Annotated in this window: 17 protein-coding genes; 6 read left to right on the plus strand and 11 right to left on the minus strand. The window is 66.3% G+C overall.

Features of this window, described 5'->3' with window-relative positions; genetic code table 11:
- Positions 1-174 precede the first annotated feature (174 nt).
- The 8 genes from L2Y94_RS13010 to hisN form a co-directional block, all read right to left on the minus strand.
- The gene (locus L2Y94_RS13010; protein WP_247367133.1) at positions 175-468 is read right to left on the minus strand and encodes a hypothetical protein; all 294 of its coding nucleotides are present in this window, start codon (positions 466-468) and stop codon (positions 175-177) included.
- A complete protein-coding gene (locus L2Y94_RS13015; protein ID WP_247367134.1) occupies positions 468-1,496 on the minus strand; it encodes an aspartate-semialdehyde dehydrogenase in 1,029 nt (342 codons plus the stop codon). Before L2Y94_RS13015 ends, L2Y94_RS13010 begins: the two co-directional genes overlap by 1 nt.
- Before the next feature lie 30 nt (positions 1,497-1,526).
- Positions 1,527-2,525: a 2-hydroxyacid dehydrogenase gene (locus tag L2Y94_RS13020; RefSeq protein WP_247367135.1), complete on the minus strand. Its 999-nt coding sequence runs from the start codon at positions 2,523-2,525 to the stop codon at positions 1,527-1,529.
- A 4-nt stretch (positions 2,526-2,529) separates the two neighbouring features.
- The gene (gene aroC, locus L2Y94_RS13025) at positions 2,530-3,633 is read right to left on the minus strand and encodes a chorismate synthase (protein WP_247367137.1); all 1,104 of its coding nucleotides are present in this window, start codon (positions 3,631-3,633) and stop codon (positions 2,530-2,532) included.
- Positions 3,634-3,650: 17 nt separating this feature from the next.
- Complete coding sequence (gene prmB, locus L2Y94_RS13030) at positions 3,651-4,571, minus strand: 50S ribosomal protein L3 N(5)-glutamine methyltransferase (RefSeq protein ID WP_247367140.1); 921 nt, start codon at positions 4,569-4,571, stop codon at positions 3,651-3,653.
- Between the two features lie 502 nt (positions 4,572-5,073).
- Entirely contained in the window at positions 5,074-5,298 is a 225-nt protein-coding gene (locus L2Y94_RS13035; protein WP_247367141.1) for a hypothetical protein, read from the minus strand.
- Between the two features lie 1,502 nt (positions 5,299-6,800).
- Complete coding sequence (locus L2Y94_RS13040) at positions 6,801-8,909, minus strand: phosphocholine-specific phospholipase C (protein WP_247367148.1); 2,109 nt, start codon at positions 8,907-8,909, stop codon at positions 6,801-6,803.
- Positions 8,910-8,911: 2 nt separating this feature from the next.
- Entirely contained in the window at positions 8,912-9,703 is a 792-nt protein-coding gene (gene hisN, locus L2Y94_RS13045) for a histidinol-phosphatase (protein WP_247367151.1), read from the minus strand.
- Between the two features lie 191 nt (positions 9,704-9,894).
- Here hisN and L2Y94_RS13050 point away from each other — a divergent pair, with 191 nt between their 5' ends.
- The 6 genes from L2Y94_RS13050 (at position 9,895) to L2Y94_RS13075 (ending at position 19,390) form a co-directional block, all read left to right on the plus strand.
- Positions 9,895-10,899, plus strand: coding sequence for an extracellular solute-binding protein (locus tag L2Y94_RS13050; RefSeq protein WP_247367154.1), 1,005 nt, complete (start codon positions 9,895-9,897; stop codon positions 10,897-10,899).
- A 28-nt stretch (positions 10,900-10,927) separates the two neighbouring features.
- On the plus strand, positions 10,928-11,929 hold the full coding sequence (locus L2Y94_RS13055; RefSeq protein ID WP_247367156.1) for an ABC transporter ATP-binding protein: 1,002 nt from the start codon (positions 10,928-10,930) through the stop codon (positions 11,927-11,929).
- Entirely contained in the window at positions 11,926-13,581 is a 1,656-nt protein-coding gene (locus L2Y94_RS13060) for an ABC transporter permease subunit (RefSeq protein ID WP_247367158.1), read from the plus strand. Before L2Y94_RS13055 ends, L2Y94_RS13060 begins: the two co-directional genes overlap by 4 nt.
- Positions 13,571-14,326, plus strand: coding sequence for a DeoR/GlpR family DNA-binding transcription regulator (locus tag L2Y94_RS13065; RefSeq protein ID WP_247367159.1), 756 nt, complete (start codon positions 13,571-13,573; stop codon positions 14,324-14,326). The genes L2Y94_RS13060 and L2Y94_RS13065 overlap by 11 nt, the downstream gene beginning before the upstream one ends.
- A 91-nt stretch (positions 14,327-14,417) precedes the next feature.
- Positions 14,418-17,435: a TonB-dependent receptor gene (locus L2Y94_RS13070; RefSeq protein ID WP_247367160.1), complete on the plus strand. Its 3,018-nt coding sequence runs from the start codon at positions 14,418-14,420 to the stop codon at positions 17,433-17,435.
- A gap of 20 nt (positions 17,436-17,455) precedes the next feature.
- Positions 17,456-19,390, plus strand: coding sequence for a CocE/NonD family hydrolase (locus L2Y94_RS13075; protein WP_425602466.1), 1,935 nt, complete (start codon positions 17,456-17,458; stop codon positions 19,388-19,390).
- Between the two features lie 161 nt (positions 19,391-19,551).
- On the opposite strand, the gene L2Y94_RS13080 is transcribed toward L2Y94_RS13075, so the two are convergent.
- The 3 genes from L2Y94_RS13080 to L2Y94_RS13090 all read right to left on the minus strand — a co-directional run bounded on the left by L2Y94_RS13080 (position 19,552) and on the right by L2Y94_RS13090 (position 22,673).
- Positions 19,552-20,088 (minus strand): hypothetical protein, encoded by a 537-nt coding sequence (locus tag L2Y94_RS13080; protein ID WP_247367166.1) that lies wholly within the window; start codon positions 20,086-20,088, stop codon positions 19,552-19,554.
- Between the two features lie 119 nt (positions 20,089-20,207).
- The gene (locus L2Y94_RS13085; RefSeq protein WP_247367168.1) at positions 20,208-20,750 is read right to left on the minus strand and encodes a hypothetical protein; all 543 of its coding nucleotides are present in this window, start codon (positions 20,748-20,750) and stop codon (positions 20,208-20,210) included.
- Between the two features lie 531 nt (positions 20,751-21,281).
- Positions 21,282-22,673 (minus strand): hypothetical protein, encoded by a 1,392-nt coding sequence (locus tag L2Y94_RS13090; RefSeq protein WP_247367170.1) that lies wholly within the window; start codon positions 22,671-22,673, stop codon positions 21,282-21,284.
- Positions 22,674-22,719 lie beyond the last annotated feature (46 nt).

Below are 22,719 nucleotides of genomic sequence, written 5' to 3' on the forward strand. Positions count from 1 at the left end.
GGCGGCTCGCCTTCTGTGGGCGGATGGCCGCGAAGGCGCCACTGTAGTGCACCCCAGCAACAACTAACAATAGCGCCGACGGGCATTTACGAGACAACGTTGAGGCCATCCTCAAGTTGCCCGCGGGCCCGCGAGTGCCCCCTGTATGCACCGCCGATGCATCCGGCGGGTTCGTTACGGTTTTTGCCGGGCTTCCAGCTGGCGCTGGAGCTCGGCGATCTTGCGGTCCCGCTCGTCCAGCGACTGGCTGGCCGCGTGGGAGTCGGCTTCCAGCGCATTGACCCGCGCCTTGAGCTTTTCCACCTGGGCACCTTCGGCGGCGACCTGCCCGCGCGTGGCATCGAGCCTCGCGCGGGTGGCCCGGGCCGGTTCCGCGCGCGCCGCCTTCGCCTTGGTCGCCTGCGCGGCCAGCGCCGGGAGGGCGATGGTGCACAGCAGGAAACCGGCGAGCGCGGCGCGGCGGTTCATCAGAGGTGATCCCGGATGAGGATTTCGGCGATCTGCACGGCGTTGAGCGCGGCACCCTTGCGGATGTTGTCGGCCACCACCCAGAGATCGAGGCCGCGATCGTGCGAGATGTCCTCGCGGATGCGGCCGACGAAGACCGGGTCCTTGCCCGCCGCGTCGCCGACCGGCGTCGGATAGCCGCCGGCCTTGCGCTCGTCCATCACCACCACGCCCTCGGCCTGCTCGAGGAGTTCGCGGGCGCGCTCGGCGGTGACCTTGTCGCGCGTTTCGATGTGCACCGCCTCGGCGTGGCCATAGAACACCGGCACGCGCACCGCGGTGGGATTCACCTGGATGGATGGGTCTTCCAGGATCTTCCGGGTCTCCCAGACCATCTTCATTTCTTCCTTGGTGTAGCCGTTGGCCTGGAATTCGTCGATATGCGGGATCACGTTGAACGCGATCTGCTTCGGGAACTTCTCGACCTCGACCTCCTGGAAGTTGAGCATCTGGGCCGTCTGCTTGCCCAACTCCTCCAGGCCGCTGCGGCCCGCGCCGGACACCGACTGGTAGGTGGCCACGTTGATCCGCTCGATGCCGGCCTCGCGATGGATCGGCGCCAGCGCCACCAGCATCTGCATCGTGGAACAGTTGGGATTGGCGATGATGCCGCGCACCGTGTAGTCGGCGATGGCGTGCGGATTCACCTCGGACACCACCAGGGGGATGTCGTCCTGGTAGCGGTATTCGGAGGTGTTGTCGATCACCACCGCGCCGGCCGCAGCCGCACGCGGCGCGTGCTCGCGGCTCACCGAGCCGCCGGCGGAGAAGAAGGCGATGTCCACGCCGTCGAAGTCGAACGTGGCCAGGTCTTTGACGACGCAAGGTTTTCCGGCGAAATCGACCGTGCCGCCCGCCGAGCGCTCGCTCGCCAGGGGAATCAGTTCGCTCACGGGGAAGTCCCGTTCGGCGAGGATCGACAGGAGGGTTTCGCCGACCGCGCCGGTCGCGCCCACCATGGCCACCTTGTAACTCGTCTTCTTGCTCATCTTCGCTCTTGTTGGCGGGGGGGTAGAGGGTCAGCTGGCGTCGGCCAGCACACCCGGATTGAGGATCGTGGGTGGCCGGCCGGCGTGAGGACCATGCCCGAACGCCGCCAGCACATTGTCCACAGCCAGCGCCGCCATATCGCGACGTGTGTCGCGACTTGCGCTGGCGATGTGGGGACTGAGCACGATGTTGGAGAGTTTCATGAGTTCGGGATGCACGCGCGGCTCGCCCTCGAACACGTCGAGCGCCGCCGCGGCGATCGTGCCGTCGGCCAGGGCCCGGGCCAGCGCCGCGTCGTCGACGATGCCGCCGCGCGCGATATTGGTGAGCGTGGCCGTGGGCTTCATGGCCTTCAGCTCGGCCTCGCCGATGCTATGGCGGTTGGCCGGGGTGTACGGCAACACCAGGACGAGGTGGTCGGCGCGGGCCAGCAAGGTGGCCTTGTCGACGTACGATGCCCCGCACTCGCGCTCGATAGCGGCATCGAGCCGCGAGCGGTTGTGGTAGATCACCGGCGAGCGGAAGCCCGCGGCGCGGCGCGCGATGGCCTGGCCGATGCGGCCCATGCCGAGGATGCCGATGGTCTTGCCGTGCACGTCGGCGCCCAGCCAGCCGTCGAAACGGCTGCCCTTCCACTGGCCGTCGCGCAACCAGCGCTCGGCCTCGCCTACCCGGCGCGCGGCGGCGAGCATCAGCGCCCACGCGTAGTCGGCCACGGTTTCGTTGAGCACGTCCGGCGTGTTCGACGCACCGACGCCGGCGGCGGTCAGCGCGTCGATGTCGAGGTTGTTGTAGCCCACGCCGAGGTTGGCCACGAAGCGCAGGCGCGGCGCATGGGCCAGCACGTTCGCGTCGATGCGGTCGGCGAGGCCCACGATGGCCGCGTCGGCGTCGGCGAGCCGGGCGGCGATGTCGTCGGCCGTATACGGGCGTTCTTCGTTTTCAGCATGCACTTCGAAGTGCTCGCGCAGGCGGTCGACGATGTCCGGAAAGAAGGGCCGCGAGACCCAGACCTTGGGCTTGCTCATGCGCTCAGGCCTGTACGGTGCCGGGGATGCGCGGGGGCACCCCGCCCACGTCGCCGCACTGCGCGCGGTGGCGCAGGGCCTGGTCCATCAGCACGAGGGCAAGCATGGCCTCGACGATGGGTACGGCGCGGATCCCCACGCAGGGGTCGTGCCTGCCCTTGGTGACCACTTCGGTCGGCTCCCCGGCGCGGTCGACGCTGCGGCCCGGCACGAGGATGCTCGAGGTGGGCTTGAAGGCCACGGAGACCACCACGGGCTGGCCCGTGGCGATGCCGCCGAGGATGCCGCCGGCATGGTTGGAGAGGAAGCCGTCGGCGGTGATCTCGTCGCGATGCTGCGTGCCGCGCTGGGCCACGGCGGCGAAACCGTCGCCGATTTCCACACCCTTGACCGCGTTGATCGACATCATCGCGCTGGCGATCTCGCCGTCGAGCTTGCCGTAGATCGGCTCGCCCCACCCCGCCGGCACGTGGTCGGCCTGCACGGTAACGCGCGCGCCCACCGAGTCGCCCGACTTGCGCAAGGCGTCCATGTAGGTCTCCAGTTCGGGCACCTGCTCGGCCCAGGGCCAGAAGAACGGGCTGCCCTCGATCGCATCGGCGTCGAAGCCGCGCGGCACGACGTCGCCGATCTGCGAGACGTGGCCGCGCACCGTCACGCCGTAGCGCTGGGCCAGCCACTTCTTCGCGATGACGCCCGCCGCCACGCGCATGGTGGTTTCGCGCGCCGATGAGCGTCCGCCGCCGCGCGGATCGCGGATGCCGTACTTCTGCCAGTAGGTGTAGTCGGCGTGGCCGGGGCGGAAGGTATCGAGGATGTTGCCGTAGTCCTTCGAGCGGGCATCCGTATTGCGGATGAGCAGCGCGATGGGCGTACCGGTGGTCACGCCTTCGTACACTCCCGAGAGGATCTCGATGTCGTCGGCCTCGCGGCGCTGCGAGGTGTGCCGCGAGCGGCCGGTGGCGCGGCGCTCGAGGTCGGCGCGGAACTCGCCGGCCTCCAGCGGCAGACCGGGGGGGCAACCGTCCACCACGCACCCGATCGCCGGGCCGTGGCTTTCGCCGAAGGTAGTGACCGCAAGGAGCTTGCCGAACGTATTGGAGGACACGGTACTTCCGCTGGGTATCAGGTTCTTGCGGCCCGCGCGGCCGAGATGTCGGCGGCGTGGGCGACGAGGTCGCGGCGCTCGAGGGCGAAGATGCCCATCTGGCCCACCTTGAACTCCAGCCAGACGAACGGTAGACGCGGCAGGAGGTTGACCAGCGCATGCTCGCTATCGCCCACTTCGACGATCAGCAGGCCGTCTTCGGACAGATGGTCGGCCGCCTCGTCGAGGATGCGCAAGGTGATGTCCAGTCCATCATCCCCGGATGTCAGGCCGAGGACGGGCTCGTGGCCGTATTCGGCCGGCATGGCGGCGTATTCGTCGTTGGTGACGTAAGGCGGGTTGGAGACGATGAGGTCGTAGACCGCGCCCTTCACCCCGGCGAACAGGTCGGACTGGATCGCCCGCACGCGGCCCTCGACGTGCTGGTAGACGATGTTCTCGTTGGCCAGCGACAGGGCGTCGTCGCTGACGTCGATGAGGTCCACCTGCCAGTCGGGGTTGTACTCGGCCATGGCGATGCCAATGCAGCCCGAGCCGGTGCACAGGTCGAGCGCGCGCGCGACGTGGCGGTCGTCCAGCCACGGGGTGAAGCGGCTCTCGATCAGTTCGGCGATGGGCGAGCGCGGCACCAGGGCGCGGCGGTCGCTCTTGAACTTCAGGCCGGCAAACCAGGTTTCGCCCACGAGGTAGGCCACCGGCACGCGCTCGACGATGCGTTTCTCGATGAGCGAGAGAATGCGCTCCCTCTCCTCGGCCACCAGCGTGCCCGCGCCGTAGGCCGGCGGCAGGTCGGGCGGCAGGTGCAGCGCGGCCAGCACCAGGTGGGTGGCCTCGTCGATCGGATTGTCGTGGCTGTGCCCGAAGGTCAGGCCGGCGGCCGAGAAGCGGCTGGCGCCGTAGCGGATGAAATCGATGATGGAGGTCAGTTCGCTGGTCACGTGCGGGGCTTTCTGTGGCTGACCCGGGAGTATAGCCGTCTACGGCGTCAGGTTTCCCCTGCGACCGCCCTCCCCTTGCCGCTTTCGTTGCGGCTCACCTCGCATTGGCGAGGGCCTGGCGCGCCTCGGCGCGAAAAGCGATGGCGATGGGGGCGGGAGCCCCGGCCGCGCGCCCTGTCGGCCGCACGTCGCCCGTCCCCTCCGGGGCACGGGCCTTTACGCGGGATTTTTCGACGCGCCATCCATGGCTCAGCGGAAAACGACGTTCATCCTGACCGTCCTCGGGCGCCTATCGCGGCCGACAGGGGCGCGGCCGGGACGTTTTCGGCGGTGCGGGCCGGCTTCATCCTGGGGAAGCGCCGTCTCCTGCTCGAACGTTTCGCCGTAGGCACCGGCCTGCGCCGGTGCGACGACATTCCCGAGCAACACGGCTATACCACCATGCAACGAAGCGTCGCACCGGCGCAGGCCGGTGCCTACGGCGAAGCAACCGGTTCTCGCCTCACCTCGCCCCAAGCACCCGCACATGCGCCTGCGCCGCACACGCCACCCCATGCGACGTCATGGCTTCGATCGCTCCCAACGCCAACACCATCTTCCCGCGATCCACCACCTCGACCTCCTCCACCCACTCCGCCAGCAACTGCGTCATGCCGCGCGCGTACTGCAACCACTCGGTCGCCTCGTTCAACAATTCATGCGCCGACGCTTCCACACCTTCAGCCATCACTCGCTCCGTACCTCGAAAATCACTCACCGCGAAACGTGGCACGCCGCGAACGACATGCCACGGATCAACGGGCTTGCTCAAAAAACGAAAGCGGCGCGAGGTTTCCCACCAACGCACGTGACCTCGCCGGATCGAACCACCCGCGCCATTCCGCTTCAGCCGTGCCTGCGGGAAAGGCAGACAGGCGACGGTCGGGCGAGTGCCGTATGATCAGGGGTACCCATGATCGACTCCTTGCTAGTTGATTGTGGATAGCGGCTCGGGAGTGTTGCTGCACTCTCGGGCCGCGCTTCTTCACCGCATGCAGCGATGGTCGCCTACGACCGCATAAGCCGAAACCGTAGGCAACGAAGCGACCCTAACAAAACAACACGAAGTTGTCTGTAGGCGCATCCAATTTTTCGAAGTGCTCGTCGCACCGGCGCAGGCCGGTGCCCACCGCGAAGCCTTCAATCGTCGCGACAACCTGCCCGCCCCCGATTCGTCATTCCTGCGCACGCAGGAATCCAGTACCGAGCGTCTATTCACGAGAAAACCTCATTCGGACGCTTTTTGCGAATCGTCTCAAAACTCACGCATGCCGTCGGACAACGCAGGCCATCAAGGAGAAAAATCGCCACCCGCCAACTCACCCACACAGAACCTCGTCATCTAATCGAGCAAACCCGTGATGCTCAAACATTTTTAAAATACGCAACCCATAGTTGCACACCCTTGTCCGTCATGACCTGACTGCCATCATCAGCCAAGAACCGTAGACATCCGAGCAACGCACTTCTACCTTCGATCGCTCACTGATCTTTCCCAAATCGACCCGCCACGGCCAATGACGGCGTCGGTGCGCGCGTGATGAGCGTGGCGATTCGGATAAGCATCCGATGCATGTGTACGATCCAGCACGCGCAGAAAGAGGTGAGAACCGGCTGTTTGCCGTAGGAACCGGCCCGCGCCGGTGTGACGCTTCGATGCGCGTCGAGGTATCCATCCTCCCGTCGCACCGGCGTATGCGGGCGCCAAGAGCCGGGTGCTGAATGAGTAATGGCGTGACATCGGCTTTTTCACACGCCACCCTCACGCCGACAGCACCCCGACCACCCTCCCTGTCGCGCCCGGACGTCGCGTCGGCACATGCACTCGCCTGGCGAGTGGGCCGATGTAACGGTGAGGTGCTGCAACGACCGGGACGCTAGGCTCCTGCGTGCGCAGGAGCGACGTGAGGTGAAAATCATGCGGTGCGCCGTAGGCACCGGGCTGCGCCGGTGCGACGTGACGAATTACGTGGGCACGGGAGCAGGTGGTCGGGGTGCTTGCCTCGGTCGGCACGCTTTTCCTCGCCGGGGCGGCGCGTCGGCACATGCACTCGCCTGGCGAGTGGCCGATGTGACGGTGAGGTGCTGCAACGACCGGGGCGCCAAGCTCCTGCGTGCGCAGGAGCGACGTGAGGTGAAAACCACGCGGCGCGCCGTGGGCACCGGCCTGCGCCGGTGCGACATGACGAGTTACGTGGGGCCCGGGTCGCTCGTGGAAGGCTTGCCGTCTTCGTGGTGGCCGGCGAAGCGACGCAGGTAGCGTGGGGACGTGGGCGTGGTGACGGAGATGTCGTACCAACCCGCGCTGGCGGTGAGATCAAGCCGCAGCGTGCTCGTCTGTGCGTTTGGCACGACGAGTTGCCGCGTATCGCCGTATGCGTTGGCGATACGGCATGCCACGGGAACCTTGCCCGCGTTGCTTACCGTCACCTCGACGGCGCGCTGCCCCGCCACACCACGTATCACCACGTCGAGAGAATCGTCGGCGAAACCACGCAACGCGGCGAAGTAACCGTTGGGCCCATGAATGCGCCGGTCGTAAGCGTCACCCCTGGGGGCCAGCGTCCACGCATCCTCGATCGTATCGTTCGCCGTCACCGCATAGCGGCGAGGCGGCGCGTCACGATCGAGTCCGTCGTAGACGAGGAATGCCGCACCCAACGTACCGGTGTTGGCGAAGCCGATATGGCTCTTGCCACCGTCGAGCCGATGCTCGACCGTCCACGCGTAACCCAACGGCCGCGATGGCCGCGTGCCCGGCTCCTGCGCCGGCATACGTTGGGTCGGCGGCACGACGATGGGTGCCTTGCCCGGGAAACCACCCGGCACGCCGATCTTCGGTACATCGGTGTCCATATGCCCGGCGAAATCGAAGCAACTGGTGAGATCGCCGCACACCGCGCGACGCCACTCGCTGATGTTCGGCTCATGCACGCCGAAGCGCTTTTCGAGGAAACGCAGCACCGAGGTATGGTCGAAGGTTTCCGAACACACCCAGCCGCCGCGCGTCCACGGCGAGACCACGATCATCGGTACGCGATTGCCCAGGCCCACGACCTGCTTCCCCTTCGGATCGGCACCGGGCACCACGGGCGACGACGTCCTCGGGTGCGCGTCGAGGTCGAGAACCTCGTCACGCAGGCTTTCGGCCAGCGACGCGGACACCATCCCGCCCTGCCCGTTCGCCAACGGTGGCGTGGGCGGTACCACGTGGTCGAAGAAGCCGTCGTTCTCGTCGTAGTTGAGGAACAGCACCGTGCGGCTCCACACCTTCGTGTTCGCGGTGAGCGCATCGAGAACGCGACGGATGTAGAAGGCGCCGTCGGAAGGCGACGCCTTGGGATGCTCGCTGTATTCGTAAGGCGCGACGATCCAGGTGACCTGTGGCAGGCGGTCGTGGATCACGTCGTCGCGCAGGTCGCGCAAGGTGTGCGTGGATACGCCGTTGCGCACCAGTGAACCCTTCGGATCGGCACCCTCCGCGACCTGGTAGGCGGCGAAGAACTCCAGCGAATTGTCGGTGTAGTTGTCGGTGGGCGATCCCGGATCGCCCGTGCCGCCCTGGTAGACGCGCCACGTGACGCCCGCCTTTTCCAGGCGCTCGGGATAGGTCGTCCACGTGTAGCCGTTGCGCGTGCCCCGCTCTTCGGTGCCCGGGCCGTTGTCCTTCGTACCCAGCCGCCCGCTGGGATCGCAGGTGCCGCTCCACAGGTAGATGCGGTTGGGCGCCGTGTCGCCCAGCACCGAGGCATGGTAGGCGTCGCAGACGGTGAACGCGTCGGCCAAGGCGTAGTGAAACGCTGCATCCTCGCGGCGCAGGTAGCCCATGGTGAGCACGTCCTGCTTGTGTTCGATCCAGCGATCGTTGCGGCCGAGGTTCCAGGCCCCGTGGCCGCTGCTCCAGCCGTGGTCGGTGCCTTCGTGATGGTCGCCGCTGGCACGGGTGTCGAGATGGAAGGGATACACCCAGGCCACGTCGTCCGCGACGCCGCGGGCTTTCCAGTATTTGGTGTGCGTGGTCGCGACCGGCTGGCGCCAGACGGGATCGCCGTTGCCCAGCTCCAGCACGCGCGGATCGGCGAAGCCGCGCACGCCGCGCAGGCGGCCGAAGTAGTGATCGAACGAGCGATTCTCCTGCATGAGGATCACCACGTGCCCCACGTCGTCGAGCGTACCGGTGCGGCGGTCCGGCGCCGTGGCGAGCGCGCGGGCGATGCTCGCGGGAAAACCCTGGGCGATGAGCGACGCCGCCACCGTCGCACCGGCGGCATGGAGGAAGCGGCGGCGTTCGATGTCCATGGTCAGTCCCGGGCGAGCGATTCGATCAAGGCCGCATGCAGTTCCGGCGTGGCCGCGGCGACGACGCGCTTGCCGCTGTTCAGTCCCACCGGGCGCCCTTCCCAGTCGGTGACGACGCCACCCGCGGCTTCCACCACCGGTGCGATGGCGAGGAAGTCGTAAGGCATGAGGTTGGACTCGATCACCGCATCGATGTGGCCCGAGGCGAGCATGCCGTAACCGTAGCAGTCGCCACCGAAGCGGCGCGCGTGCGCGGCGCGGCTGGTACGGTCGAAGCGCGCCCATTCGTCGATGGTGAACATGTCCGGCGTGGTGGTGTAGAGCGTGGCCTCGGCGAGGGCACGGCACCGGCTCGTGCGGCAGCCCGCGCCGTTCATCGTGGTGCCCACGCCCGCATGTCCGATCCAGCGCTCGTTCAACGCGGGCATGTCGAGCACGCCGAGCACGGGCTTGCCGTTGCGAAGCAGAGCGATCAGCGTGCCCCACAACGGCCAGCCGGAAATGAAGCTTCGCGTGCCGTCGATGGGATCGATGGACCACACGTATTCCGCGTCGGTGTGCTCCGCGCCGTACTCCTCGCCGAGCACGCCATGCATGGGCCACGCCGCCTCGATGCGTTCGCGCAGCATCGACTCGACGCCGCGATCGACCTCGGTGACGGGGCTTTCGTCACCTTTCATCGATACGCTCATCGGCTGGCGAAATCGGGGCAGCGACAGCGCGCGGGCACCGTCGGCGATCGCCGAGGCGAAGGCCTCGAACTCCTTCCGCCTTTCGGCGGGCAACGCTCCCATCAAGGCGACACTCCCAGGCAAGAATCGTGCGCAATTAACTAGGGCACGTTTCGGATTGATGACAAAAACGAAAATTTTCCAGTGGACTCGGACGCCACAGGTTTGCAAATATACCCAAAACGCCACACACCTGGCGACACCTGCACCGCCGATTTTCGCAGTAACGACACGCCCGTACCGAGCAGCCGCCCATGCGCCCACAACGCCACATCGCCGCAAGCTTCCTGGCGCTCGCCCTGGCGTCGGGCATGGCGCATGCCGGCTCCATCACGGTCTATTCGGCCTTGGAAAGCGACGAAATCGATACCTACCTCGCCGCGGCCCGCAAGGCCCTGCCCGATGTCGACATCCAGGTGCTGCGCTTGTCCAGCGGCGATCTCGCCGCCCGCCTCGTCGCCGAATCGGCCCAGCCGCGCAACGACGTGATCTGGGGCATGGCGGTCACCGACATGCTCGACCCGCGCATCGCCGGCCTGCTCGCGCCGGTGCGTGGCGGCGACATCGATCGCATGCCGGCCGCGTTCCGCGCACCCGACGCGCGCTGGTTCGCGCCCACCGGTTTCCTGGCCGCGCTGTGCGTGAATCGCCAGGCGCTGGCCGAAGCCGGCCTGCCGGTGCCCACCACGTGGCGCGACCTGGCGTCGCCGGTCTACCGCGGGCAGATCGCCATGCCCGATCCGTCGTCGTCGGGCACCGGCTACATGGTGCTTTCCGCGCTCACCGAGAACGGCAGGGACGAATCGGCCATGAAGCGCATGGTGGACATCGCGGGCAACATCGGCCAGGTGACGCTGTCCGGCTCGGCGCCGTGCAAGCTCGCGCGCATCGGCGAGTTTCCCATCGGCGTCTCGTTCGCGTTCGCGGCGATGCAGTCGATTCGCCAGGGCTACCCCATCGACATGGTGCTGCCCACCGACGGACGCATCTACGAACTCGAAGGCTCCGGCCTCATGGCGAAGTCGGCCAACGCGGCCGACGCCAGACGCTTTCTCGCATGGACCGCGTCGCCCGAGGCCGCCGCCCTGTACCGCGGCTACAAGGAAATCGTCGCCGCGCCAGGCAGCGTGCCCACCGCAGAACAGCAACGCGAAGGACTGCCCGCCGACCTCGTTTCCACGTTGCCCGTGCGCGACTTCGCCACGGCGGCGCGCGAGCGAACGTCGCTCATCGCACGCTTCAAGCGTCTGACGCGCTGACACGCGGGCCCAGGGGACAAATAAGCGCATGCATCTTCGCATCGACAAGCTCGCCAAGGCATGGAACGGACACGTCGTGCTCGACGGCGTGTCGTTCACCGCCACGGAAAACGACTTCGTCTGCCTGCTCGGCCCCAGCGGCTGCGGCAAGACCACCCTGCTCCGCATCGTGGCCGGCCTTACCTCGGCCGACAGCGGCCAGGTCTGGCTCGACGGCCGCGACATCACCGCCCTGCCCGCGAGCGACCGTCGCATGGGACTGGTGTTCCAGTCGTATTCGCTGTTTCCCGACCGTACCGCCGCCGCGAACATCGGTTACCCCATGCGCCTGCGCCGTCGGCCGGCCGCCGACATCACCCATCGCGTCGATGAACTGCTGCGCCTGGTCGGCCTGGGTGAACTCGGCGCGCGGTATCCCGGCGAACTGTCCGGCGGTCAGCAGCAACGCGTGGCGCTGGCCCGCGCACTCGCCGCCGAGCCGGACCTGCTGCTGCTCGACGAACCGCTGTCGGCGCTCGACCCGGCCCTCCGCACCCAGCTTCGCCTGGACATCCGCAAGGTGCAGCGGTCGCTCGGCATTCCCACCATCATGGTGACGCACGACCGCGACGAAGCCTTGTCCATGGCCGACACCATCGTGTGCATGAACCAAGGACGCATCGAACAGGTAGGCTCGCCGCGCGACCTCTACGAGCGCCCCCGCACGCGTTTCGTCGCCGACTTCATCGGCCGAGCCAACCTGCTGCCGACCGGCTTCGTGCGCGAGGCGCTGGCCGGTTTTCTCGAGCGCCGGCCGCCCGGCAACGAAGCGGCCTACGAACTCTGCCTGCGCCCCGAAGACCTCATCGTCACCGCCGATCCCCGCGGCGAGGCGGTGGTCGAAGACGTGACCTTCCTGGGTAACTGCGCACGCGCGTCGATCGCCTGGCGTGGACGCCGCCTGCTTGCCGAATGGCCCGGCCACAGCACGTTGGGCCGCGGCGAAGCGGTCAACGTGGACGCCAGGCGCGGCGCATGGGTAAGCGCATGAACGCCGTCGCCGCGACCCATGCCTTCGCGCGGCCGCGCCTGGGCGGCATCGTGCTGCTCGCCGTGCCGCTGGCCTTCCTTTGCCTGTTCTTCCTGCATCCTCTGCTTAGCGTGCTCTGGCGCAGCGTCACCGACGCGCAGGGGCACATCACCTTCTCGAACTACGCGCGCCTGTTCGACGACCCCGGCCTGCCGCGCGCCGCCTTGCATAGCCTCGCGATCGGCCTGTCGACCACCCTGGTGACGCTGGTCTTCGGCCTGGCGCTGGCCATGGCGCTGCATCGCTCGCAGCTGCCGGGCAAGCCACTGATCCGGGCCGTGCTGCTCCTGCCGATGCTTGCGCCCTCCCTCGTGCTCGGCCTGGGGCTGGTCTGCCTGCTCGGACGTAACGGCCTGGTGCATCGCCTCACGGGTTGGCCGACCGATATCTACGGCTTCTGGGGCCTGCTGATCGCGAACGCGCTGTACAGCCTGCCCCAGGTGGTGATCGTGCTGTCGGCCGCGCTCGAGCGCACACCGGTACGGCATTACGACGCCGCCGCGTCGCTAGGCGCCGGCCATTGGCGCCAGTTTCTCGATGTGACGCTGCCCCAGCTCCGCTTCGCGCTGGCCGCCGCGGGTTTTCTCGTGTTCACCGAAACGCTCACCGACTTCGGCAGCGCCGTGGTGGTCGGCGGCAACTACCGCGTGCTCGCGATGGAGATCTACAGCGAGGTGGTGGGCCAGCTCGACTTCTCCATGGGCGCCACGCTCGGCGTGCTGCTGCTCCTGCCCGCGCTGCTTTCGGCCTGGCTGGGCCGGCTGGCGAAGCGCCGCCAGGACGGCGGTGAGGCCGTGGCGGGGCGCACCTTCTCGCCCGCCCGGCACCCCATGCGCGATGTCGTGCTCGGCATCGTCGCCGTGGTCACGCTGCTGCCGATGTTCGCCACGGTCGCCACCGTGGCCTACGTGAGCCTCGTTCGCCTGTGGCCCTACGACCGCTCGCTCACGTTCGCCCACTACCTGGGCATGCACGACGGCTTCGCCCCCGTCGCCACGTCGCTGGGCGTGTCGCTGCTCGCCGCCGGCGTGGGCGTGGCGCTGATCTTCGCGCTGGCCGCCGGGCTGCGTTCCGCGCCACCGCGCGTGGTACGTGCCGTGCAATTCCTCGCCACGCTGCCCGCCGCCGTGCCCGGCATGGTACTCGGCCTGGGCTACGTACTCGCTTTCAACCACGGGCCCTTGTCGGCCTGGCTGTACGGCAGCGCGGCCATCATCGCCGCCTGCTGTTTCTATCACTACCACGCCCAGGCCTTCCTCACGATGCAGGCCGGCATGCGCCGGGTGCCCGGCGCCCTGGAAGACGTGGTGTCCAGTCTTGGCGGCCGCACACGGCATGTGCTTCGCGATGCGATCCTGCCCTTCGCCGCACCGGCCACGATCGCCGGCTTCTTCTACCTGTTCATGCGCTCGATGGTGACCCTGTCCGGCGTCATCTTCCTCGTAACGCCCAGCCTCGGCCTCGCTTCGGTGAGCGTGATGCGGCTGGACGAGAACGGCTTCCTGGCGCAGGCCGCCGCCTACGCGATGTGCGTGGTGCTGGCCGCCGCGCTCGCCCTGGGCGCCATGCGCCTCGCCCTGCATCTGCTGAAGGACCGCCGCCATGTGGCATGAAGAACGGCATACCCGCATCCGCGACCTCCTGCGCAGCGACGGCAAGGTGTCCGTCGAGCGCATCGTGGCGGAGCTGGGCGTCTCCCGCGAAACCATCCGCCGCGACCTGCTCGAGCTGGCCGACCGCGGCGAGATCCGCCGCGTGCACGGCGGTGCGGTGCTCAGCGGCGACGAGCCGCCGATCGACGTGCGCCACGCCACCCGCGTGCGCGAAAAGCGCGCCATCGCGAAGAAGGTGTCGTCGCTGGTCGAGAGCGGCCAGACCATCTTCATGGACGCCGGCAGCACCATGACCGTCGTGGCCGAGGCGCTGGCGACGCGCAGCGGCCTCACCATCGTCACCAACTCGGTCGACGTGGCCGCGCGCTTCGCCGCGCGCGACGACAACGAAGTGCGCCTGCTTGGCGGGCGCTTCGACGCTCGCATCGGCCGCACCCACGGCTCGGCCACCATCGCCGAGATCACCCGCTACCAGGCGCACCTGGCCATCCTTTCGCCCGTGGGCGTCGAGGCCGGCGTGGGGGCGAGCAGTTTCGAGCTGGAAGAAGCCGAAATCGCCCGCGCGATGTGCGCGAACGCGCGCAGCGTGGTGATCGCCGCCGACCATTCGAAGATCGGCGTGCGCAGCCGCATCGCATGGTGCGCGCCCGAACGCATCGACGTGCTGGTCACCGATCCGCGATCCAAGAAAGCCCGAGCCATCGCCGCCATCGCCAAGGCGATCGGCGCCATCGAATACGCCTGAAAAAACACACCGCGCCAGGAAGGCCGAAACCGCATCTCATTTCGATCGATCCAATCCTACAAAACCTTCGAAAGCCTTCCCGGAGCTTCCCATGCATTCCCGCCCTTCCCTACGACGGACCCTGTTGTGCGCCGCGGTCGCCGCGTCGCTTTCCGGCCTCGCCCACGGCCAGGCCACCACCGGCCGCATCAGCGGCCAGGCACCGGTGGCCGCCGGCGAAACCGTGCTCATCGAAGGCAGCAACGGCCTCACCCGTGAAGTGGGTGTCGACAGCCGCGGCCGTTACACGGCCGAGGCGCTGCCCCTGGCGACCTACAAGGTGTCGCTGAAGTCCGGCGGCAACGTCGTCGATTCGCGCGACAACGTCACCCTGCGCGTCGGCGCGACCACCGACGTCTCCTTCGACGCGGCCACCGCCGGCGCCGGCAACGCGCAGACGCTCGACGGCGTCACCGTGTCGGCCGCGGCCCTGCCCAAGATCGACGTCGCCTCCGTGGCATCCAGCACCGTGATCACCTCCGCCGACCTGGCCCGCCTGCCGCTGGAGCGCTCCGCCGAAGGCATCGCGCTGCTCGCCCCGGGCGCCACCCGCGGCATTTCGAGCTTCAAGGGTGCGTTCGGCAATTCGCTGGTCTCGTTCGCCGGTTCGTCGGTCAGCGAGAACGCGTACTACGTCAACGGCTTCAACACCACGGATCCGCTCAGCGGCTTCGGCGGCGTGACGCTGCCCTACGGCGCCATCGACCAGCAGGAAATCCTCAGCGGCGGCTACTCGGCGATGTACGGCCGCTCCGACGGCGGCGTGATCAGCCAGGTGGGCAAACGCGGCACGAACGAATGGCACTTCGGCGCCCAGGTGCTGTGGGAACCCGAATTCGCCCGCGCCGACGCCCGCGACGTGCGCTACGTGCACGGCAAGAACGCCGGCAACATCTGGCAGCGAAACGAGGACAACCGCGAGTGGACCAGCACCGTCAGCGGTTACGCCGGCGGCCCGCTGGTCAAGGACACGCTGTATGCCTTCGTCGCCGTCGAAGCCGAGCGCTCCGAGGGCAACAACGTCGGCGACGCCAACCACGCGTACAACACCAAGTACACGTACAAGGACCCGAAGTGGTACGCCAAGGTCGACTGGAACATCAACGACAGCAACATCCTCGAGCTGACCGGCATCAACCAGACGCACCGTACCGAAGGCACCAAGTACAACTACGACTACGACACGCTGAGCACCGGTAGCTTCAGCAACGTCGACCAGACCGACAAGACCCACGCGCAGGTCTATATCGGCAAATTCACCAGCTATATCACCGACGACCTGACCCTGACGGCCCTGTACGGCAAGTCGAAGCTCACCTACTACAACGAGCCCGCGCAGACCGGCGTGGTCGGTCCGTTCATCGGCGGCCTCGACCAGCAGAACCCGGCCATCACCGGCGGCACGCCGATCACCAACCACCAGACGCTCGACACGGTGGACAACCCGGACCACCAGTCCACCGTGCGCAACCTGCGCATCGACCTGAACTACAAGATCGGTTCGCACTCCATCACGGCCGGTATCGACAACCAGGACAACAAGGACTACGAGGACGGCACCACCATCGGCGGCGTCGGCTACGAACTGTGGTACGGCCACCAGGATCCCCAGCTCAACGTGCTCGACAGCCCGCTCGTCGACAAGCCGGCGAACTATCCCGGCGGCGAAACGGGATACATCGGCTGGTTCCGCCACTACAACACGCTCGCCACGGTGCGCGTGCAGCAGCGCGCGCAGTACATCATGGACGACTGGCAGGTGAACGACCGCCTGCTGCTCTCCCTGGGCCTGCGCAACGACCAGTTCACCAACTTCAATCCCTCGGGCCAGCCCTACCTGCGCCTGGGCAAGCCGCAGTGGGCCCCGCGCCTGGGCTTCAGCCTCGACGTGAGGGGCGATTCCACGCTGAAGGTCTACGGCAACCTGGGCCGCTACTACCTCGCCATGCCCGCTTCGGTGGCGCTGCGCACCTCGGCCGGCTCGCTCGCCGTCAACCAGTACTTCACCTATACCGGCATCGACGCCAACGGCCAGCCGACCGGCATCACCTACATCAAGTCGGCCACCGGCGGCGGCGTGTCGCCGAACAACGAATACGGCCAGGCGCCCGATCCCAAGACGGTCACCTCCAAGAACATCAAGTCGGAATACCAGGATGAAGCCATCCTCGGCTTCGACCACCAGTTCGACCCGTCGTGGGTCTGGGGTGCCAAGGCCACGGTACGCAAGCTGCGCAACGCGTTGGACGACGTCTGCGACAACGGCACCATCAAGCGCGTTGCCCAGGCCGACGGCTACGATCTCGACGACCTCACGGTGACCGGCTGCTACCTGTCCAACCCGGGTCGCGCCAATGTCTATTCCCTGAAGAACGCCAACGGCGGCTACACCGACGTCACCGTCACCAACGACGACTTCGGCTTCAGCCACTTGAAGCGCAATTACTACGGCCTGGACATCTACCTGTCGCATCCGTTCGATGGCAAGTGGTCGGGCAAGGTCGATTACCTGTACTCGCGCAGCTACGGCAACACCGAGGGCCAGGTGCGTTCGGACACCAACCAGGGTTCCGTGGCGGCGTCGCGCGACTGGGACTATGCCTCGCTCATGGATTACGCCAACGGCTACCAGCCCAATGACCGCAAGCACCAATTGAAGCTCTACGGCTCGTACCAGATCGCGCCGGAGTGGATGGTGTCGGGCAACATCACGGTGCAGTCCGGCCGTCCGAAGGAGTGCCTGGGCCGCTATATCTCCAACGGCATGGAAACCGATCCGGCGGGTTACGGCTCGTACTACCATTTCTGCAACAACATGCCGTCGCGTCCGGGCGACGCCGGTCGCCAGCCGTGGCAGGAACTGGTCGACGTGAGCATCGAATACCGTCCGCTGTGGGCCGAACGCAAGCTCGCCTTCAGCGCGTCGATCTTCAACCTGCTCAACCAGCAGCGTCCGGACATCACCGATCCGGTATCGGGAAGCAACAACGTCGTGGCCGACGGCTTCGAACGCGTCGGGGCCTACACCACGCCGCGTTACGCCCGCTTCGGCATCACCTACGACTTCTGATGAAAACCACGATGCGCACCTTGCTGCGAATCGGTGCCATCGCGCTCGCCGCCGGGGTCCTCGCGACCCCGGCGGTCGGCGACGAACGCACCTACCCCAATCTCCCGACGGAGATCCCGCCGCATTTCACGCCCACCAACCCCGGCTTCGACTACGAACGCCGCACCGTCGACATCCCCATGCGCGACGGCGTGAAGCTGCATACCGTCATCGTCGTGCCCAAGGGCGCCAAGCACGCGGGCGTCCTGCTCACCCGCACGCCTTACGGCGCCGACGGGATGGGCCACCGTACCGACAGCCCGCACATGGACACGATGCTGCGCGGCTACGACAACCCCGCCGACATCGTCGCGCAGGACGGCTACATCCGCGTCATCCAGGACATCCGCGGCAAGAACGGTTCCGAGGGCGACTTCGTGATGAACCGGCCGCCGATCGGCCACGGCAATCCCACGGACATCGACGAATCGTCCGACATCTACGACACCATCGACTGGCTGGTGAAGAACGTGCCGGAATCGAACGGAAAGGTCGGCATCATCGGCATCTCCTACGACGGTTTCGAGGCGATGATCGCCACCATCCGTCCGCATCCCGCGCTCAAGGTGGCCGTACCGATCAACCCGATGATCGACGGCTGGATGGGCGACGACTGGTTCCATCGCGGCGCCTTCCGACAGCAGATGATCCCCTACATCTACGGCATGGTGAACTCGCGCCAGAGCAACATCGGCTGGACCACCGGCTACCGAGACGACTACGACCTCTATCTCAAGGGCGGCTCGGCCGGCGACATCGGTCGCGCCTACGGCATGGAGGCCCTCGGCTTCTGGCAGAAGGTACTCGCCCACCCCGCCTACGACAGTTTCTGGTCCGAGCAGGCACTGGACAGGATCGCGGCGAAAGAGCCCATGACCGTGCCGACCATGCTCGTGCACAGCCTGTGGGACCAGGAAGACAACTACGGCGACATGGCCGTCTATCGCGCCCTCGCGCCGCGCGATCCGAATCACGACAAGCTGTGGCTGGTGCTGGGTCCCTGGCGCCACGCGAAAACCTGGGAGAACGCCAGCCGCATCGGCGCCATCGAACTGGGCAGCGATACGGGCAAGACGTTTCGTCAGACGATGCTCCGCCCTTTCCTCGCGCAATACCTGAAGGATGGCTCACCCAAGGCGGACGTCGCTCCGGTCAACGCCTTCGTTACCGGCGAGAACACCTGGCGCAAGCTGGATACGTGGCCGTCGTCGTGTCGCACGGGCTGCGCGCCGACGATGCAGCGCTGGTACGTGCAGGCGAACGGTGGCTTCGATACGGGCGAACCCGCGAGCGGCAGCGACGATTACGTATCCGATCCGGCCAAGCCGGTGCCGTATCGCGTGCGTCCCATCCAGTCATGGTCGCATGGCGTGGCCGACCGCGAAGACAGCTGGCCCGAGTGGTTGGTGGACGACCAGCGCCAGTTCGCCACGCGCACCGACGTGCTCTCCTACGTGTCTCCCGTACTCGACCGTCCGCTGGGCGTCTCCGGCGAACCGCTCGTGCACCTGCTGGCATCCACCAGCGGAACCGACAGCGACTGGGTGGTGAAGCTCATCGACGTGTATCCCGACGAGGTGGAAGAGAAACCGTCGATGGGTGGCTACGAGCTGCCGGTGGCGATGGAAATCTTCCGCGGGCGTTACCGCCAGGGCTACGACAAGCCGATGGCGCTCACGCCGGGCAAGCCGCTGGACTATCGTTTTCCGCTACCCACCGTGAACCACGTGTTTCAGGCGGGGCATCGGGTGATGGTGCAGATCCAGTCGAGCTGGTTCCCGCTGTACGACCGCAATCCGCAGACCTTCGTGCCGAACATCTTCAACGCGAAGCCGGGGGATTATCGAAAGGCGACGCAGAAGATCGTGCGCGATGGGACGAACGGTACCTGGGTCGAATTGCCCGTGACTCGCTGAAAAAACTGTATCGCCATCGTCCTGGCAGCCGGGTGTTCGCGGGAGGCGCGACGCTCGCCGTAAGGCGGCGTCACCGTGAGGCACATCCGTCGTGCCGGCACGCGTCGCATGGCGGGGCACGGAAGATGGGTGTTCGATGAACACCCATCTTCCTGTCGCCGTTACGTGTCGTCTCGCATCGATACGTTATCGACGCGAAGTATCCCGTCGCCGGTATCGCTTCTGTAGTAAATACCGAGATTGGGCGTTTCTTTGCCCGGAGGGCTCACATACTCGAAATGGCCCGACGGGCCTTCCAGGGTGATCGATCCACCCACCAGGCCGTCGGTGATCGGAATCACCGCCGCGTGCACATCACCGCTCATCGCGTAATCGAAGGATACCGTCCCCGCACGGCCCGTCGTCTTGTGGAACGAGATGACCTTCCGTTTGCTATCGGTGACGCGAACGGCCAGATGACGTCCCTCGACGGGGCAGGCACCGGGATCGAGCGTATCTTCGACGGAAAAAACCCTTCCCGCCGAATGCGGAATCAGGATACCGCCCGGCACATACAACGATTCGTAGTCACCCGTCGCCACCTCTTCGAACGTGAAGGCTTGCGCCGGAGGCGGCTGGCACGCACGAACGGCCTCTACGGCATGAGCGTGTGGCGCGGTGGCCGCCAGTGCGGCAACGAGGGCCAGAAGCATTTTCATGAAGACTCCTTGATGTGTTGCACCGTCGTCTTGACGGTATGGGATCGGGACGCCAGTCAGCGCCTGGGGATAAGACGGGGCGCCGGGCGGCGCCCCGTCCTTTTCGACAGACCGACGCGTTACCTCAGCTCAATATCGTCGAACCGGAAGGCAAGACCTTCTCCCACCGTAAAAAATTGGATGAACGAGAGATGCATGGACGCCGGGCAGTAAGCGGACACTTCGCCATGATCCGGCAGCCAGACGTTTACGAATTCGAAATCGCCGCCTGCCTGATTGGAATCGCACGAAAGCGTCATCCGCTGGGCCTTTTGTTGATTGACCTCCATCCTGAAACGAATGCCGTTCGCGGCCACTTTCGGCCTCAGCCAGAAGCCACCGTCATGCCAATTGGAAATGGGCTGGTATTCGGTGCGCACCACGAGATGGTGTCCTTTCATGGATGACGCGGAATCGCTTTCGACGGCCAGCATGGGACGCTGGGCGTCGACGTTACCGTTGTAGTAGCTGTCGATCGTCATGCCTGGAAGGTCGAGGGATAGCGCTGGCGGCTGCACGGCGACGTTCTCGAAGTCCTCGATCGTTCCGGCGACTTGCGCTGGTGTCGAGGCGAAAGCCTGGGCCTGAAAGGCGACGATTCCCATGATCAGCAGTTTTTTCATGAAGGCTCCTTGATGCGTTCTCGCATCGCCCGCTTGGCGATGCGGGATCGAAGGTGCCTTCCACGGCCTGACGCCTACAAGTCGGCGTCGCTATCAGGGCCGATCCGATGACGCACGGCATTCAAGTTTTCAGAAAAGCGCCTATTGCCACGACTGCCGCACAGACCATTTCATCGATTGCCTGTCGACAAACATTCCACGCCGAATGTGACGTTTTTCCCTATGCTCCATCAGCCACGCACCGACGCGCGTTATACGACAATGCTCAGTGCAGCCAGGCGGACCTCGCATGGCACCCGCTACAGGGGAGCAGCGTCGACGGTGGAGAGGCCGGCGAAACGGAACACGTAGCCCGACGTGCACGACGGCGCCCCTTCTTTTCCGTGCGGATGGAACGAGGCGGCGAGCCTCCCCGTTCCCCCGTGTGCCGTTCCCCCAGCCGGGCCTTGCGATGGCGTCGGCGACATCCTTGCCGAAGTCCAGGCGCCGGGGGAAACGGAAGCCGAAAGTTTCTTGCGCGAACGACCACGCTTAGTAGGTAAAGTCGAAATCGTCGAAGCGGGCTTCGGTCGCACCCAATTGGATCTTTTCGATCTTGTGGCCGGCAAGCGACGTGAGCGTTACCTTGCCGTTCTTCGGCGGGTTACCCAATGCCACGACGCGATCTTCTCCGTTCAAGGGGTTGCGGTCCGTCGCGATGATCACCGGGGCCAGTCCCCAGGTGCCGCTCATAGCGAACGTCACTCCAGAGACCGGATACTTCAGGTGCAGGACGATATTGAACGGCGTGCCCTGCGTGTTCCGCACGACCATGTGCCGCCCCTTGACCGCGTTCCCCGGCTCGTCGGTGATGGTCGCCGTGCCGTTGATGACCTCGACGGTCATGCTGGGAAGGCTCAGCGAGCCCGCGACATCGCCGAGCGGGGCCCCCTCGAAGGTTTCGCCCGGCACACGTTCGCCCTCGTCTCCCGGGTCCCGTACGGCCTGGTCGGACGGCAGATAGGCGAAAGAAGCCTGCCCGCCTTTGGCCGAAGGCAAGGTCATCGCGATCACGGGAACGAATGCATGGAACGTGGCCTCGTACCGGGCTTGATCGTTCCTGGCTTTGTCCAAGGCGCCGGCATGTCCTGGCACGTAGAAGAACGCCCGGATGGGTACCTCCGTGTCCTGCCCCCATTTCGCCATGCGAACTTCGTTCTGGATGGCCCACCACTGGGGCTCCATGCCTTGCCTGGCGAGCGTCGCCTGGCGAAAGCGATTCGCGGGCGACGAGCCTTTCATGCTCCAGCCGCACTGCCCCTCGTATTTGTTCCCGAGCTTCGCGAAATGCGCAGTCCAGTCTTGCGACGTAACGATACCCTGGTCGTCACATGGCTTGCTGGTGGCGCTAGCGCTGCGATGAGCGCCGCACCCGTTCTCGCCGCGCTGGGTGGTATCCGAATCCATGGGGAATACGCACAGAACATCGATCGCGGACGCCGCCCGTGGTGCTTCGTCCCGGGGATAGAAGATGAATCCGTTCCAGTAGTCGAAGACGAGATTGCTGAAGTTGGTGTCCTGGCGAATCCACGAGAACGACACGCCGGATGAACTGGGGTTGGGATTCCACGGCAGGAAAGTGCTGTTCGTCTCCGTGGCGCGCAACATCACGCCGCTGCATAGGTAGGCAGGCTTCTGCTGGCCTCCGCAGTTGTTGCGTGCGTCCGCATACCATGCCTGGATCTGCCCAAGCGCCACCTCTCCCTCCATGCGTGTCGCGGCGGTAGACACGTTCCGTCCCGCGGGAGGAAGCGCGGATCGTGCCATCGAGGATGGCAGCGGGTCGACCGCTCCGGCGGCCGGGATGACGCGCGGCGCGTGCGGCGGCTGTTGCGCGCACGCCGCCAGGAACAGCGCAAGCAGCGATATCGAAATCCGTTTCATGATGGTCCTCGTCCATTCGGCGCGTCCTGCGCTCGGTCAGGCTGCT

Origin of the sequence: Luteibacter aegosomatis (assembly GCF_023078455.1) — a bacterium.
In the GTDB taxonomy this organism is placed as follows: domain Bacteria; phylum Pseudomonadota; class Gammaproteobacteria; order Xanthomonadales; family Rhodanobacteraceae; genus Luteibacter; species Luteibacter aegosomatis.